This window comes from Niastella sp., assembly GCF_045805085.1.
Lineage (GTDB): Bacteria > Bacteroidota > Bacteroidia > Chitinophagales > Chitinophagaceae > Niastella.
On record NZ_JBJMLX010000508.1, the window covers coordinates 1 to 17,025 of the forward strand.

At 44.7% G+C, this 17,025-nt stretch carries 12 protein-coding genes; all 12 read right to left on the reverse strand.

Going from position 1 to position 17,025, the window contains the following annotated elements; translation table 11 throughout:
- Positions 1-468: GNAT family N-acetyltransferase (locus tag ACJ751_RS26540; protein ID WP_407748560.1), on the reverse strand; the 468-nt coding region annotated here is incomplete at its 3' end.
- A 7-nt stretch (positions 469-475) separates the two neighbouring features.
- On the reverse strand, positions 476-3,211 hold the full coding sequence (locus ACJ751_RS26545; RefSeq protein WP_407748561.1) for a 2-oxoglutarate dehydrogenase E1 component: 2,736 nt from the start codon (positions 3,209-3,211) through the stop codon (positions 476-478).
- Positions 3,189-3,734, reverse strand: a complete 546-nt coding sequence (gene mug / locus ACJ751_RS26550) for a G/U mismatch-specific DNA glycosylase (protein ID WP_407748562.1) — start codon at positions 3,732-3,734, stop codon at positions 3,189-3,191. The genes ACJ751_RS26545 and mug overlap by 23 nt, the downstream gene beginning before the upstream one ends.
- 170 nt (positions 3,735-3,904) lie before the next feature.
- Positions 3,905-4,777: a helix-turn-helix domain-containing protein gene (locus ACJ751_RS26555; RefSeq protein WP_407748563.1), complete on the reverse strand. Its 873-nt coding sequence runs from the start codon at positions 4,775-4,777 to the stop codon at positions 3,905-3,907.
- Between the two features lie 205 nt (positions 4,778-4,982).
- Complete coding sequence (locus tag ACJ751_RS26560; RefSeq protein ID WP_407748565.1) at positions 4,983-7,040, reverse strand: RagB/SusD family nutrient uptake outer membrane protein; 2,058 nt, start codon at positions 7,038-7,040, stop codon at positions 4,983-4,985.
- A gap of 27 nt (positions 7,041-7,067) precedes the next feature.
- Positions 7,068-10,625, reverse strand: a complete 3,558-nt coding sequence (locus tag ACJ751_RS26565) for a TonB-dependent receptor (protein ID WP_407748567.1) — start codon at positions 10,623-10,625, stop codon at positions 7,068-7,070.
- 281 nt (positions 10,626-10,906) lie between these two features.
- Positions 10,907-12,172, reverse strand: a complete 1,266-nt coding sequence (locus ACJ751_RS26570; RefSeq protein WP_407748568.1) for a FecR family protein — start codon at positions 12,170-12,172, stop codon at positions 10,907-10,909.
- Positions 12,173-12,273: 101 nt separating this feature from the next.
- Positions 12,274-12,870 carry an RNA polymerase sigma-70 factor gene (locus tag ACJ751_RS26575; RefSeq protein ID WP_407748569.1) on the reverse strand — a complete coding sequence of 199 codons (597 nt, stop codon included), beginning with the start codon at positions 12,868-12,870 and terminating at the stop codon, positions 12,274-12,276.
- 166 nt (positions 12,871-13,036) lie between these two features.
- Positions 13,037-14,332, reverse strand: coding sequence for an acetyl-CoA hydrolase/transferase family protein (locus ACJ751_RS26580; protein ID WP_407748570.1), 1,296 nt, complete (start codon positions 14,330-14,332; stop codon positions 13,037-13,039).
- 5 nt (positions 14,333-14,337) lie between these two features.
- Positions 14,338-14,919 (reverse strand): hypothetical protein, encoded by a 582-nt coding sequence (locus tag ACJ751_RS26585; RefSeq protein ID WP_407748571.1) that lies wholly within the window; start codon positions 14,917-14,919, stop codon positions 14,338-14,340.
- 19 nt (positions 14,920-14,938) lie between these two features.
- Complete coding sequence (locus ACJ751_RS26590) at positions 14,939-16,291, reverse strand: hypothetical protein (RefSeq protein ID WP_407748572.1); 1,353 nt, start codon at positions 16,289-16,291, stop codon at positions 14,939-14,941.
- A 56-nt stretch (positions 16,292-16,347) separates the two neighbouring features.
- On the reverse strand, positions 16,348-16,941 hold the full coding sequence (locus tag ACJ751_RS26595) for a YceI family protein (protein ID WP_407748573.1): 594 nt from the start codon (positions 16,939-16,941) through the stop codon (positions 16,348-16,350).
- Positions 16,942-17,025: the final 84 nt, after the last annotated feature.

The window sequence follows — 17,025 nt, forward strand, 5'->3', positions numbered from 1 at the left end:
GGTAACAGCACTGTTTTTCACGAACCCATAACTGGCAAAAAATTCCAGGTCGGGGTTTTGTTCATATTCGCTTATCCATACTATTTGCTGCAGACCGCAAATAGAAAGACATTTTTCAAACAGGCTCTTTTTTACCTGGATGTCGTCGAACTTCTTCAACACCGAGAAGTCGGCGATCCGCATGATGCTTTTGCCATTGAAGATCTCCGGTCGGCTGCCTTTAGAGGTAACGCGTGCATAGCCAGCTACCTCGCCATCGGCATAAACCACCAGGAACTGGTTCGAGAGGCTATTCATGTCTACATGCAATGCCCCTGTACTAAATTTTTTCTGGATATAATCCTTCAGTTGGGCCGGCGGCACTTTGCCGGTATATTTTTCCCTTGCAGTTGCTGCACTTATAAACGATAAAGTTTGTTTACATTCTTCCGTACCGATGCAGAAACTTGTTACAATTGTATTTTCCATAATTTGATCAATTAATAGGTTCGAACGCCCGGTTAACAATTTCCAGTTGCTCTGCGGCGTGTTGTTTTGAGAAACCTGTTGCCGGACTGCTTGCTTCCGGTCGCGCAATAACCTGGAGGTTGAGATCACTGTTGCGGAGTTTGCGGCACAGGTAAGGCCAGGCGCCCATATTCTCCGGTTCTTCCTGCACCCAGATAAATTCTGTTGCTGTTGCGTATTTCTCTTTAACCTGTTGCATTTGCTTAAATGGGGTGGGATAAAGCTGTTCTATCCTTACTATAGCAACATCCTGATGTTTATTTTCCTGCTGTCTTTGAAGCAGGTCGTAATAAACTTTTCCACTGCAAAACAATACCCGCTTTACTTCCGTGCTGGTTACATTGGTATCGTCAATCAGTTTGTGGAAATGTCCCTGGGTAAATTCACTGACCGGCGATACGCATAACGGGTGACGCAATAAACTTTTCGGAGCGAATACAATTAACGGGATGCGAAAATCGCGATGCAACTGACGACGCAAGACATGAAAGAAATTGGCTGGCGTTGTACAGTTCACCAGTTGAATATTGTTATTGGCGCACAGGTCCATAAAGCGCTCAATCCGGGCAGACGTATGTTCCGGCCCCGCTCCTTCATATCCATGTGGCAACAGCATCACCAATCCATTTCCTAATTGCCATTTAGCTTCTGCGCTTGTCACATACTGGTCTACAATTACCTGACCTGTATTTAAAAAATCACCATACTGGGCTTCCCAAACCACCAGCGCGTTTGGATTGGCCGAAGCATAGCCATATTCAAAGCCCAGCACGCCATATTCTGATAGCAGGGAGTTATAGATGTTGAACTTTTCGGTGGCGCCCACATGGTTAAGCGGCACAAATTCTTCGCCTGAGTCAATGATAGCTGCGGTTGCATGCCGGTGTGAAAAGGTACCCCGCTTTACATCTTCTCCACTTACCCGTACGGGGTAGCCTTCTTTCAACAATGAACCATAAGCCAGCAACTCTCCCATTGCCCAATCGAATACTTTTGTCTCCTGCACCATTTTTTGGCGGCCATCAAACAATTTTTCTATCTTCTTTAAAAAAGTTTTATCCTTTGGCAACGTAGTGAGCCCATTTCCTATCTCTTCAATCATTTCTGCTGACACAGCCGTATCGGGCGCTTCTTCAAGATCAGTTTCATTCGCCTTGCGCAAACCCTGCCAGGCGTTTTGGTACAAGGGCCTGGTCACCTCAATACTTTCTACCGCTTTCGCTTCATCCAAATACGATTGCAACGCAGCCTTGAAAGAAGTATCAATCTCCATAGCATACTCCTTTTGAATAGCGTTCTCTGCAAACAGCTTCTGCACATAGATCTCTTTGGGATTGGGGTGGCTATCGATCGATTTATATAACAATGGCTGGGTAAACCTCGGTTCGTCCGACTCGTTATGTCCATACTTCCGGTAGCATAAAAGATCAATAAAAACATCACCATGAAAAGTCTGCCGGTAATCGATAGCCAACCCTATTACATGACCCAAAGCTTCCACATCGTCGCCATTAACATGAAAAACCGGTGCAGAGACAATTTTTGCAAGGTCCGTACAATACGTACTGGAACGTGCATCCTTATAATCTGTTGTAAATCCAACCTGGTTGTTGATGACTATATGAATGGTGCCGCCTGTGTGATACCCATCCAGTTTTTCCATTTGTAACACTTCATATACCACACCCTGCCCGGCAATAGAAGAATCACCATGTAAAAGTATCGGCACGATCCGGGAATAGTCCCCCTTGTATTTGAAGTCTGCTTTCGAACGCGTAATGCCTTCCACCACTGCATTCACGGCTTCCAAATGGGAAGGATTGGCGCATACGCTTAGGTGTACCGGCTTTCCACTTACAGTAGTCACATCATTGGAATAACCTAAATGATATTTTACATCGCCACTAAAAGTACTGTCATGTTGCTGGGTCTTACCCTGAAATTCTTCAAAGATCTCTTTATACGGTTTCCCCAAAATATTTGCCAGTACGTTTAACCGGCCACGGTGGCCCATGCCGATTATAAATGCTGACATACCTGTACCGGCGCCCTTTTCAATCAACAGGTCTAGCGCCGGGATCAGGGTTTCTCCGCCTTCTAAAGAAAACCGCTTTTGTCCCAGGAATTTTGTTTGCAGAAATGTTTCAAACACTACTGCCTGCGTTAATTTATTGAGTATGCGTTTTTTTTCTTCTACTGAAAAACGGGGCTTGTTCCTGACTGCTTCCATTTTATCCTGGAACCATGTATGTTTCCCGGGATTACCGGCATATTTATATTCAACCCCAATGGGCCCGCAATAAGTTTCTTCCAGCAGCTGCCGGATGTCACGTAACGTAGCTGCCCCTAAACCAATTTCTGCCCCGGCTTTGAAAACCGTGTCCAGATCAGCATCGTTCAATCCGAAAGACGCCAGGTCCTTTCCCGGTAAATGCCGCCGCCGTTCCCGTACCGGGTTTGTTTTTGCAAACAGGTGCCCTCTCATGCGATATCCATTGATGAGATTCAGCACATTGATCTCTTTAGTAAGCGTAGTATCCGTGGCTGCGGAAATAGTGGAACTATCCTCAGTAGCGCCAAAGTCAAATCCTTCAAAAAATTTCTGCCAGCCAAATTCTATCGATCCGGGATCATGCTGATACGCTTCGTAAAGCGAGTTGATGTACGCTGCATTCCCGTTATTAAGATATGTTAAGCGTTCCATGATTATTTTGTTTTAAAACAGGTATACTTTTTAGCAATTCCTGGTAATGATCAACCAGTGACTGTAATGTAAAATTGCGGTTAAGTCCACTTGGATTCGGTAACACCCAAACAATAGCACCACAAAATTTTTTCTCCTGCAATCCCCACTCAACCCTTTTTAATCCCGAGAAAGCCAGCCAGGCCGGCTTTCCCAGGAATGCTAAACGGGCAGGTTTATATTTCTCTATCTTTTGTTTAAATGACTCTATAGACGAAGCAAATTCGTCTTTTGATAATTCATCCGCCCGCACGGTTGCGCGCGCTACTGCGGTGGTTAACCCATAGCCATAAGTAAGAATAGTGGTATCGAACCGGGACTCTATCTCGTACGGTGTAAAGCCTGCCTGGTGAAGCACCCGCCAGAACCTGTTACTGCGATTGGTGAAATGATGCCCCTTCATGGCAGACGTTAATCCCGGGTTGATGCCACAAAACACCACCTTCAGGTTTTTTGAAATAATATCTGGTAACTGATTGTTCATGTTAATTTATGTATTGAATACTTCCATGTGAGCGTTGCCATAAACCTGGTAAATGCTGCCAACACTATGCCACTGGCGCACAAAGTTCCAATTAGTGGTGAAACTATTGTAGACCGGATAGCCTCAGTATTCGTCGAAATGGCTTATGTTGGTTTTGGGCGGGAATAAACCTAAACGAACTTTTTGCGGTATTCCACCGGCGTCATGCCGGCGTTCGCGCGGAAAAATTTACCAAAAACGGATTGGTCGGAGAAGCTCAGCATTTCACTTACCTGCGATACGGTAAGCGCCTTATTCTGCAATAAAACCTTTGCTTCCAGTATTATGGTGTCATCGATCCATTTTCCGGCCGACCTGCCCGTGTGTTTTTTGATGGCTGCTGACAATGACTTGGGAGTAAGATGCAACTGGCCGGCATAAAAATCGAGCTTGTGCTCCTGCATATAATGACGTCTGAGCAACTGCCTGAATTTTGTAATTAAAGGATGCGATTTTTGTAAGGCGGGCTCGTTACCGGCATGCTGGCGGTAATACCCATCGATCTCATAGATCAAAGCAAAAATGTAGGCCCTGATGATTGGCGCCTGGTGAAGATCTGTAGTGGTTTGTGTTAATTGAAACAGGTCAAATATTTTGCTGTATTTCGTCAGGAAGGGTTCTTTTAGCGGTAATGTCGGGCGCTCGCTGTTTTCAAAAAATTCGAATTTCGAAAGGAATAATGGATCCACATGGTGTTCTAATAAGAAGGTGTCTTTGAAAAAAATAACATCCATCTTCAACAGGTCGGTGCGTTTGGTGAAAAAACGGATAACTGAAGGCCCCAGTGTGATCATGGCCGGCGCATCCACATCCATCGTCGACAGTCCTACATTCAGTCTTACGCCCCCTTCTTTTATAAATACGATCGCATAACTCTCGGCCCGGTAGGGCTCGGCATAATAGGGATGTTTACCAGCTTCAACAAAAAGATATTCCTTATTGGTATCAGGCACTGAAAAGAGCCGGCTATGAGAGGAAAGCGTAAAGGTCTTTATCGCGCCCATGTGGTCAGGGTTTCATGAAACGGTAAAGATAAGCCTCCTTCGCCAATACTTGCGCCTTCGCTAAAGCTTCAGCGGCACGAGGACGGCGGCCAAAGAAAAAAGGACCGCCTACCGGAAAGCCGGGACGATCCTTTTTTTGAGAATCCGACATCCGCCAACCCGGATTTATCGGAACTGTATGTCTGCTAATCAATGAAACCTACAACTAATAGCCATTTGTTCCGAAGTCAGTCGCATTGTTGATCTGGTTCAGGAAACTGAATGGGATCGGACGAACATAATTTTTTGCCGGGTTGAAATTTGCCGCAGCTCTTTTGTTGTAAGTCTGCAACCGGCTTTCAAATGCTTTATTGCGTTTCAACAAAGCCCACCGGGTAAATTCGCCGCACAATTCACGGGCGTACTCATCAAACACATCATTCATGGTGGCCGTTGATAACTGCATGCCGGTACCCACATTGAAGTCGCCCGGATTGCGGCAGGCGCGTTTACGCAATACATTCAGGTAATTGGCCGCAGCGGCGCCATCGCCGGAAGTATGCATCGTAGCTTCTGCAGCGATCAAATACACTTCGGCCATCCGCATGATCATAATATTACCCAGTTTCTGCTGGAAGTTACCACCCAGCCAGCCGCCATCGAAATTATGATTGAACTTTTGCATGGCAGGAAACAGCATAGCTAAACTACTTGGTGTAAGACCATTACCTGCAGCATTGGCTTTGTACGTACTGCCTGTAAGGTCTGAGGGATCGAACAGGTCATCAATATTCACTGTAACATATGCACGGGTGGCTTTATCCGCAGCTGTGAGCGGGTCTTTGCTTAAATAGGCAAAAAAACGGTCTTCGGTTGGGTCTAATGGATATGGATGCACATTGGCATTTGCTACAGTGACAAGACTTGATATAGCTCCTGTATAAACACCCCGGGGCCATATCTGTGGAATGTACTGCCAGGTAGCATTTTTAGAGGCATTCTTTGCATTCACATCTGCATAAGGATAGATCTTCTTCCCTGCAAACGCGGGATTGATCCCATATTTGGTACACATAGCTGCCGTAAGTGTAACCGTTGCATCAGTATATTTTACGTTGGCAGGCGATGGAACGCCGCTTCCGTTACTGGCAATAGCCTGAACGCCTGAATAATTGGTGAATGCCGTTTGAAAGGTGTTTTCCCAGCGCTTATCATAAGTTGCATTAAAGCAATTGATCAGATATTTAGTGGGCGCCACGAACGCCTGGTTCAACCGTCCATAGTAGGCATTGGATGTATTGGAGTTTACGCTCCTTTTGAAAACATCGGCGGTACCGAACGCATCATCAAACTTGGGATAATAATGCAGGTACAAATTGGGTTTTGAATTGGCGGTAGACACATCGTATGAAGGACTATATGGATCGAGCCCATACGCAGTAAATAATACTTCCTGGTTATTTCTATTGTTGGCTGATGCGAATACATTGGCAAAATCAGGATACAGAGCCGCGCCATAGGTGCCCATATTGTTGATCAGACTGTCGGCACATTCTTTCGCCCGTACCCAATATGATTTTCCGCCTTCACTCAACCCTTCTCCGGCGCCCTGTGCATATACCCGGGCAAGCAGTCCCAACGCCGCTTTTTTGGTTACCCGTTGCAGGTTGTTATCTAATGGCGTTACAGGCAGATTGTTAAATGCTTCTCTTAGATCGGAAATGATCTGGGTATAGATCTCAGGAACACTATTCCGGGTTGGACTCAGATTTTTTGTAGGATCGTCTGTAGTTATCAATGGAAGCTCGCCAAACTGAGTCACCAAGACTGAATAATAATAAGCCCGCAGCAATTTGGTTTCTGCTACCAGTGTAGCGATATCGGAAGCCTTGCCGTCCTTTAAGTTGGGAGCCAGCTGAATAGTTTTATTGCAATCTTTAATAGAGCCCCAGGCATAATTCCAAACATTACCCACCAGGTTAAAACTTACGGTCAGATCCTGGTATCCTATTATTTCCTTGTAAGTAGTGCTGTTTGATGGAAATGTCCACAGATCGGTACCCACTTCAGAACAAAGTCCATAGGGCATACTGATAAGCGTTCCCCAAAGCCCGGTATAACAGTTAGATTGATACGCTTTCCAACCGTCGAATTTCGAAAGCACATCCTGCTCCGATAAAGAGATCGGGTTGTACTCATCCAGTTTACATGAGGCAACGGAAAGCGCTATAGTTAAACCAAACAGTGATTTATATATCAGTCCTTTTATATTCTTTATTTTCATATTACGCTGTTTTTAATCATTCGACAATTAGAATGTCATATTCAGGCCCACCACAATTTGTTTTGTTAACGGATACTCGAGCGAACCATTCATTTCCGGATCATACTGTTTTAACAGCGGGCTCTTTGTAACAACCAAAGGATTGGTAATAGTGCCATATACCCGGAACTTCTCGAGCGACAGTTTTTTAATCAGCTCCCTGGGCATATTGTAACCAAGCGTGATATTTTTAATTTTAAAGAAAGATCCATCCACATAGTTCAAACCGGAGAACCCTGTTAATGTTCCCGGACCTTCCAGGTAATTCATTACCGGGAAGTCGTTAGATGGATTGTTGGGAGTCCAGTAATTGAAATACTTTGGTATTGTTCTGGAAGGGCTTGCGTTGGTAGCAAATCCACTTGGCTGATACCAACCCATCATATTATAACTGATCGTTTGTCCCCATCTGAAATAAGAGTATACGCTCAATTCCCAGTTCCTGTAGCTGAAACCGTTCTGGAATCCCATTGTCCAGCTGGGATTGTTATGCCCTACGATCTGGTAATCGTTGGCGCTAACGGAATAGGTATTTTTGGCAGCGGTGAGCGCCCCATTAAATTTCTGCGCAGCAGCCAGATCAGTATAATAATAGTTGATAGCGCCGGTGGCGTCTGATTTTGAATAAACCCCTTCTGCTAAACGTGTCATACCGGGTACATCTACGTGAATGTCACCGGGACGTTTGCCAAATGCAGCTGCATCCTTTTCCTGTCCGAGCTGCCAGATACCATCCAACCTGAAATTGCGAAATGAATTTACGGGTTGACCAATGGTAAGCGAGTACTGGTTGTTATCACCGTTCGCAATATTATTGGCAACACCGCCTGTTAATGCCAGGATCTTTTCCTTGTTGTAAGAAAAAGCGATGGCTGAGGTCCAGTTAAAATCATTGGTAACTATGTTACGGGTGTTCAATGCCAGTTCTATACCTCTGTTCTGCGTTTCGCATACATTGATATTGGTTTTATATTGCTGACTGGAAGTGTATTGTCCGTAAATGATTGGCGCGGTAACACCGTAGATAACGCCTTTGGTCTTTGTGTTATACAGATCCAATGACATATCAATACGGTTGTTGAGGAACGAGGCATCCATCCCAAGATTCGTATTGTACGATTTTTCCCAGCCCAGATCGGGGTTGGTGAGGTATTGGGAGTTGCGGTAAATGGGCACCGTTACGCCACCCAACGACATAGTGTTGGATTCCAGGTTGGCCACAGAACTATAAGGATCAATTTTAGCCGTGCCGGTAACACCCCAGCCTACCCGAACTTTCAGGCTGTTCAACCAGCTTTTTGTTCCTTCCATGAACGATTCGTCAGAGATGCGCCAGCCGGCTGAAACAGCCGGGAAGTTATCCCACCGGTTATCTCTATACAATACGGAAGAACCATCGCGGCGGATAGTAGCCGAAAACAGGTATTTTCCCAGGTATGCATAGTTAAGACGTCCGATAAAACCAAGCGTTTTCGACATCGTGTATGAGGAGGTGGAGGTGGTGTTTGCATCGCCTGTAAACTTGTACCACTTGAAATTGTTCGACACGATATTACTTTGGTTCATGGTAGTATTCGTGTTCTGGTTATGGTACCAGGTAGTAATGCCGGTTACTGTAAAGGCGTGATCGCGCTTTACTTTGAAATTATAGGTTACAATGTTTTCCCATTGGTAACCAATAGCGCGGTTCTGATCAACCTGAGCTTTCGCAATATTGGCATTGGCATACGTATAGCTTACAGAACCTATCCCATCGAACCTGTATGTATTATTGAAAGTAAGGAAGGTGCTCAGTCGTGATAAATAACTTAATCCTTTTAATGGTCTGATCTCGATATAGGGATTTAAATACAATTTCAGGTTGTTATCTACATTACCATATACACCGTACTGCTGATTGAGCAACAGGTTATACACGTTATTACCCAAATTGGTATTCAGCGTTCCATCGTCATTATAGGGTTTCACCAAGGGATCGGTTACCAGCGCGTTCTCGAGTTTGTCCTGCGCTTTGTTCCGGTCTACATACGAGGCAGTCAGGTTGGCGCCTACAGAAACAAAGTTCCTCACTTTATGATCTATGCGCATGGTAGTAGAAAAGAGCTTATAATCGTCGCCCACATATTGCCCTTTTTCATTGGTATAGTTGAAAGAGATATAGCCTTTTGTTTTTTCAGTACCGCCAGAAACACCCAGGCTATAGTTTTGCGTGTGCGCACTTTTTTGCAGGAACAGCTTCGCCCAGTCGGCAAACTGACCTTGCTGGTAAAGGGCATATCGTTGGGTGCCAAAGATCTTCTCATCATCTGCAGGTGATTGCCAAAGGGCGCCGGTTGTTGTCCACTGGCTGTTTGCGGCATCCCACACATAACTGTAAGCATCCCGCTTGGTTTGCAGGTAATCCTCGCCTGTACGCATTTTTGGGGTAACAGACCAGCCATTATTACCATAATAAGTATTGAAATCGATGGCTAACTTTCCTGCTTTACCACTTTTTGTAGTGATGATAATTACCCCGTTTGAACCTGCAGAACCATACACCGCAGTAGAAGAAGCGTCTTTCAACACTTCAATAGATTCAATATCATAAGGGTTCAGGGTAGTATAATCGCCGGGCAAACCATTGATAATAAATAAAGGTGTACCGCTGGCAGTGAATGACCTGTTACCACGCAGTTGAATAGTAAGAGGGGCGCCAGGCTGGCCCGATGAACGCGTAATATCCAGACCGGCTACTCTACCCTGCAATGATTCCATTGGGTTGGGGCCGGGACGGGCAGTGATCTGATCAGGTTTTACTGTAACAACCGCACCGGTAAGATCTCTCCGTTTCTGCGTACCATAACCGATCACTACTACTTCTTCCAGTTTTGCATCGATGGGATTCAATGCAATGCTGAGCGAAGTATTTTTTCCTACGGTAACTTCCTGCTCTAAATAACCTATAATTGAGAACACAAGCACATCACCCTGGTTCGCTTCAATGCGGAACTCACCCGATGAATTGGTAGTGGTTCCCACTTTATTTTTACCCTTAATTACTATGGAAACATTTTCGAGCGGATTTCCTTTTGCATCCACAACAGTACCTGTAACAGGAACCCGCGCTTCAGGCAGATCAGGATCTATAATGGGCACTTTGCGTGACAGCACGATTGTTTTTCCCCTGATAGAATATTCAAGGGGTTGATCTTTCAGAATGAGATCCAGCACATCCTTTAACGGAAGATCGTTGGCTGTTATGGTAACCGTTTTCGTTTCATCCAGATCACGCTTGTTGTTGAATATAACATAGCCGGTTTGTTTTTCAATGGCAGAAAAAACCTGTTTCAGCGGCAGGTCTTTACCGGAGAGTGTGATGTTTTGAGCTGTTCCCTCAGCATGAGCAGAGAAAATAGCAACGGCAATAAAGAAGATAGTCAGTTTCATCGCGCGAAGCAATCTTTTGGTGATGGTTCCGTTGAACCCTTCCCCACAATCAGGCAATCGATCAGCCAGGTAATGCCAGGGCATAGAAAATCCGGAACCAATTGATTTTTTTTGCATAAGTTGCAAACGTTTGGTTGTTAAAAAATGAAGATTTAGCGTCTTTCGTTTTGGGCAATTAAACATCCTTCCGGAAGTGGTAACGACACTTCCGGTTTAGTTTCTTAACCCTCCTTCTGTTCGGTTATATTATGTAACGTGTGATCTTTGCATTAGCAATCGTTTAATTTGGCAGTCCTTTTCTTTCTATAATGTACTTTTCCGTAGCCGGATAAAGTAAACGTTTACATTTTAAAGACCAGCGATCTATACTTTACGCTGTCTGATAAATATTTTTCCCCTTATGATTGGATGAGCAATTTTCTTCCTTCCAGCCGGCACTTCACTCCAATCTTTTCGAGGATCCCTACTAACTCATTCAACGTTATGTCTTTGGTCATTTTCCCGTTCAATTCAACGTTAGTGGGAATACCTTTTTCATAAACCACTTCAATATCGTACCAACGTTCGAGCTGAGCCATGGCATCCTGAAAACTGATATCATTGAAATCGAACACGCCATTTTTCCAGGCCATTACTCCATCTGTCTGAACCGGGATGGGATGGGATAGTCTGAACCGGGATTGTTGGGATGATTGGGATATGGTTGCCTGTTCACCAGGTTTCAAAATAACGGATTCTTCTCTGCCCTCTACCTTGCCCGCCGAAGCTTTAGCATAGGAGGGCCGATTGCCGTCCGCCTTTATCACCTTCACCTTCCCTTCCAATAACGTAACCTTTAAAACCCTTTCATTGTCATACGCCTTCACGTTGAAATGTGTTCCCAATACTTCTATTTGCGCCTGGTTATTTACGTTTACATTAAATGGCATTTTCAGCCCTGAGCGGAGTCGAAGGGTGGCTACTTCAAAATACACTTCTCCTGTTATGGTAACCTTGCGTTCATTGCCGGTAAATGTGGTAGGATACCTGATAGAACTGGCGCTGTTCAGCCAGGCATTTGTTCCATCGGGTAGTATTACATGAAACTTACGCGCCTTGGGTGTTGACATAACATTGTACTCAACTTCTTTTCCAACGCCTTCATATACTAATGTACCGTTGACAATTTTGGCGGTGGTACCGGCTTGCATCGCCACTACCCCATTTTGTATACTATCTAATAATACCTGTGAACCATCGGCCAGGGTTAAAATGGCGCCCTCTTTCCCGGGTAAAATCTTATAAGAAGCTGCTACTTGTTGCGGCGGAGTTTTTTTGATAAGAACGTAAGTACCAACAGCTATTATCAGAAGAATAGAAGCGGCTACCCACCAGTAACGGATCTTTGGGATGCGTTTTACCTTTGCCGGTTGTGCCTTTTGTTGCTGCCAGGTTTGTTTTATTTCAAGGAATGCGCGCTGCCAGTAATCGTAGTTATAAGGCTCAATATGCCTGGACGGAACATGATCTTCCTGCGCGAGAAAATTATCGGCCTCGGCGATCAGCTCCCCGGTTTGGTCGGCATTGATGATCGCTGCTATCCGGGAATAGTCAACTCCGGTAGCATGGCCGGCCCTGGCCTTTTCCAGCAGTACAAGCAGTTCGTCTTTAAGGAATTGTTCCATCAACATTTATTGAATGAGGGAAAAATAGTACGCTACATTTCCCGCCTTATATAATATGTACCATGGGAAATGAAAACATACCTATCGCTTTTTAAAAAAACCTAAAGAATTATTAAAATGAGCAGCGCAGGTAGTAAAACACCATGCTGGGTAAGATATTCTTTGATGAATTTTACTGATCGTACGAGTGAGTTACGAACGGTTTGTACAGAAATGTTTAGTTGGTCAGCTACTTCCGCAGCCTTTAACCCGGTTTCGCGGCTTAATTGAAAAATCTTTCGGGCCTGTTCCGGCAACTGTGATGTTGCTTCCTGAATAAGCCGCGATGTCTCGTGCAGGAAAACGGTATTCTCCAGGTTGTCATCACCTTCATCAGGGTTTTGCAGTTTGAACTCGCTGTACTTTTGATTGCGTGAAACCTGCCGGGCCAGCCAGCTGTAGGAGCGGTTATAGGCAATTTTAAAGATCCAGTTCTGGGGAACATCTATTTCAGCAAGCGATTCGCGATCCATCCATAAATACAAAAACACCTCCTGGATAATATCCTTTGCCACCCCTTCCAACTTCGTCACTTTCATTACTATCGTATGCAGGCGGGGCACATACCAGTGAAACAGCGTATTAAACGCTTCTTCGTCTACCTGGGCAACGCGCGAGAACAACTCCTTTTCAATATTTATTTGCTTACTATCCAACACTTTATCTCCCTATGACCGGTGTAAACTTACTTTAATTTTAGGATATAGGAAAAGCAGTGCCGGAACAAAGTACAGTTTTGATAAAAATAAGGTGAGCCATCCGCGAGTTGGCGGATGGCTCACCTTATTAAACGTATTAAATACATCAATTAAAAATTGGGTTGCCTTATACCTGCTGCGCCGAATAATGGAACCTTTCATAAAAAGCCCGTTCCAGTTTTTCGCGGTGCATGGGATGCGCTATTTCAATCAATGCTTTGCCGCGTTGTTTTAAATTCTTTCCAAACAGGTTAACGGCGCCAAATTCGGTAACCACCCAATGAATATGTCCACGGGTTGTAACTACGCCGGCGCCCTGCTTTAAAAAAGGCACAATGCGCGACTCCCCTTTTGAAGTAACGGAAGGAAGCGCAATGATTGGTTTGCCGCCTGGCGATAACGAAGCGCCACGCATAAAGTCCATTTGTCCGCCAATACCCGAGAACTCATAAGTACCAATACTATCGGCGCATACCTGGCCGGTAAGGTCAATTTCAATCGCGCTGTTGATGGCCGTTGCTTTGGGGTTCTGACGGATTATACTGGTGTCGTTCACATACGCTATATTCATCACGCGCACCGATGGGTTGTCATGTACAAAATCATATAACTTACGGGTGCCGGCCATAAACCCGGTAACCGTGCGGCCTATATTCAATGCTTTTTTACTATTATTAATAACACCGCTTTGAATAAGTGGTATTACCCCATCAGACATCATCTCGGTATGAATGCCCAGGTCTTTATGCCCCGTAAGGTTTTGCAATACCTGGTCGGGAATACCGCCAATACCCAATTGCAAGGTAGCGCCATCTTCAACCAGCGCGGCCACGTTCCTTCCTATCTGTTTTACTGCGGCGCTGACTTTTTCAGCATAGTTAACCTCGGGCAATTCGCTTTCTTCCCAAACCATTGCATGAATATTGTTCAGATGCAAAAAGCCATCGCCATGCGTGCGGGGCATGCGCGGATTTACCTGGGCGATTACAATGCGGGCGGTATCTACAGCTGCGCGGGCGATATCAACAGAGGTTCCCAATGAACAAAAGCCATGCAGATCGGGCGGCGATACGGTGATCAGCGCCACATCTATTGGCAGAATATTCTCTTTGAACAATTGCGGTATCTGGCTTAAAAACACAGGCACATAATCGCCGTTCTCACTATTACAAACATCGCGCGTATTGGCAGAAACAAATAAAGAATTAAAAAAGAAATGCCCATTGAAATGCGGCTGGTTAAAATCAACATCGCCCATACTGGTTATGCTTACCAGTTCCACATCATCCAACTCAGCATATCGCTGTTGTAAAGCTTTTATCAGCGTAACCGGGGTGGCTGCACTGCCATGAATAAATACCCGGTTGCCGCTTTGGATCAATTGTACAGCCTCGCTGGCTGTTAAAGCTGTTCTGATACTCATATACATTATTTTAATAAACGCAATGCCAGCATGAAGTTTACATCTATTTGTTGTTCCACTTTTACAAGACCGGCCATTTTGCGGGGAGGTGTTAAATCAAAATCAGCAAATAAAACCTGTTGTCTGCCATATAAGCGCAGGTTGTTTTCATCAATTGGCTGCACGGTATAATCTACATCCAACAGGCGGGTCACACCTGCCAAAGTAATAGCCACTTTACCTTTTACGTGGGGAACATTGCCGGTGAAATTGCCAATGCTCAGCAAAGCTATTTTCATTAAGGGACATTCTTTTGCCTTCAGGGCTTTTCGCAGGTCTTTATTCATATAGGGTTGCTGGCATTCGAAACCATTTATATCAATTAAAAGACCGCCTTTAATGCCTAAGATGGCTTTGGAAGCATCTTCCCGGCAAAAGCAAACGGTATCGGGACGCAGGTAACTGGTTATACCGCACCGGAAATTGCTGATGTTCGTTCTGCCCTCAAAATACAGGTTACTTTCTTTCTCAATCAACCACTTTTCTTTCAGCACGGTATGAGGCGGCCAGCAGAACGACATCAGCAATATGATCAGGAGCATTTTCATAACCTGTATTTTGAGTTGGTTAGAATCCAACCACAGCTTCAATTACATATCCGTTGAATTTGCCTGAGCTGCGGTAATCACCAACAGGGAAGGCATTGTATTTCTGGATCACATACTCTCCTTTTAACAACACATTTTTGGTAATAAACCAGCCACCAGCTGCAGCCCAACGATCGATGTTTATGTCATTTGCAAAACCAGACAACCTGCCGGTTACATAATTATATCTAACACCTACAAACAGGTTCTCCTCGTGACAGAAACGATATACCACATCACCTGCATACTGTTGCATTAACCGTACTCCTTTTTCTGCTTTTGACCGGCCCTGTGCATTTTCATAGGTACCGAACAATTCAAGCCCATGCACTTTCAAAAACCCGTTTATCATATAGGCATCCACTTTCTTGCTGAAACCGGGGTTCAGTCTGCCCGAAAAAGCAATGGCAGTTGAAGCGGGCAGGGTGGCGTTCGATGCAGGTGCATTTTCCATTACGTTCTGGTAATTGCTACCGGCGCGGTCGCCACCATACAGGGTTAAACCACTGGCGGCCGAGTTACTATTATGATACAAGCTACCAGATAACCGTACTCGTAATGCATCGCCTATTTTTTTGTCAATACCACCTTTCAGAATAAGAGAAGGTTTACGTTTAACATTGTCATCTACAGGCGATTTGATCGCTGAATCAACATTCCCTTTTATCATCCCATTGGTAACGCCTACCATTCCAAACAAACCATTCTTTTGCACATATACTTCACCGCCTATTTCTGTAGCATAGCCATCCATGATATAACTTTCCATAAAAGGATTGTACATGGTTTGGCCGCCATCTGAACGGCGGAAGTGCGCATCGCCATAGTTCACTTCCATATGACCTACTTTTATGGTGGTCACTTTCATGATGTCGTCCCAGATCTTTCCTTTAAAGGGCAGTTTATCAAACTGGATGTAACCGCCTTTAACCCAGGCTTCGTTGTGGTGCCGGCTGGAGAGATAAGTGGTTACATTCAACCGGATCCCTTCAGCCAGTTGCACATCGATGTTCAGGTTAGCCATGGCTGTCATAAACCCAGGGGCCAGGGGATACAGCCTGTTGGCGCCTTCGTAATTAGCAGCGCCATCGTTTTCGTGTTTCAGGTTCTGAAACTGCTGGGTGAATCCTGCGCCCAGTCTTATCTTCATGCCATCGTAAGGGATCGTATTTTCTTTTGTTGTTTCAAACACGTTAATACCGGTTTTATCGTATGGGCGCCAGTAAGCAGGGCGGCCATAGGAAAATTTTTCATCCTGCGCAAAAATGGTTGCGGGCAGGGCAAATAAAAACAGTATTACTTTTATAACGTTTATTAAATTCAAGGGTCTCATAATAGTATATTTAAATTGTTTTGTAGAAGTTAGATAAGTGGTCGGTTTCGGATTTTTTATATGGATCTTAAAAGCAGGTCGAATTTTACGGTTACAAATTCCCCGGTCTTGATAGCCCCCATCATAATGGAGGGTGGTTCTACGTTATAGTCGGTCATTTTTATTTGGTAGGCGCCGTTGTAACTGATACTCTTATCAGCATTCATGATACCATTGGCTGTAAGCACCACATCTTTGGTAACACCGGAAATAGTTAGCCTACCCCTGGCAGTTAATAAATAACCAGCTGCGCCGTTAGGCTTTACTGTTACAGAAGAAGCGGTAAAACTGATATTGCTGTACTTTTCGGTATTGAGCGCTTTGTAAGTATTTTTATCCATCCCCTTGTGCTCGCTCTTCAGGCTTTCGGCAGGCACCGTAAAGTTGATGTAGGACACTCCATTCAGCGTTCCCGTATTTGTAATATCGAACAGGCTGGAACAATATCCTTTATCGGATCTCATATCCCAGTCATGAATATTAGAAGTTCCTTCAATAACCAGCTTTACGCCGCCAACTGATTGGTATTTGGTTTGGGCATGAACGATCGATGAGGTGAAGGCTAAATATAAAGTAAGGAGAAACAGGTTGCTACGTGATGAGGCTTTCATTGTAGTAAGTTTTGTATGTGATTGATTGCACCACAAAACTATTTCACCTCAGTTGCCAGGCGCATGACCTGTAGATGGGGGGCA

Excerpts from the sequence above, each read along its gene's own strand:
- ACJ751_RS26545 (WP_407748561.1), bottom strand. The coding sequence starts at position 3,211 with ATGGAACGCTTAACATATCTTAATAACGGGAATGCAGCGTACATCAAC.
- mug (WP_407748562.1), bottom strand. The coding sequence starts at position 3,734 with ATGAACAATCAGTTACCAGATATTATTTCAAAAAACCTGAAGGTGGTG.
- ACJ751_RS26555 (WP_407748563.1), bottom strand. The coding sequence starts at position 4,777 with ATGGGCGCGATAAAGACCTTTACGCTTTCCTCTCATAGCCGGCTCTTT.
- ACJ751_RS26560 (WP_407748565.1), bottom strand. The coding sequence starts at position 7,040 with ATGAAAATAAAGAATATAAAAGGACTGATATATAAATCACTGTTTGGT.
- ACJ751_RS26565 (WP_407748567.1), bottom strand. The coding sequence starts at position 10,625 with ATGCAAAAAAAATCAATTGGTTCCGGATTTTCTATGCCCTGGCATTAC.
- ACJ751_RS26570 (WP_407748568.1), bottom strand. The coding sequence starts at position 12,172 with ATGGAACAATTCCTTAAAGACGAACTGCTTGTACTGCTGGAAAAGGCC.
- ACJ751_RS26580 (WP_407748570.1), bottom strand. The coding sequence starts at position 14,332 with ATGAGTATCAGAACAGCTTTAACAGCCAGCGAGGCTGTACAATTGATC.
- ACJ751_RS26585 (WP_407748571.1), bottom strand. The coding sequence starts at position 14,919 with ATGAAAATGCTCCTGATCATATTGCTGATGTCGTTCTGCTGGCCGCCT.
- ACJ751_RS26590 (WP_407748572.1), bottom strand. The coding sequence starts at position 16,291 with ATGAGACCCTTGAATTTAATAAACGTTATAAAAGTAATACTGTTTTTA.
- ACJ751_RS26595 (WP_407748573.1), bottom strand. The coding sequence starts at position 16,941 with ATGAAAGCCTCATCACGTAGCAACCTGTTTCTCCTTACTTTATATTTA.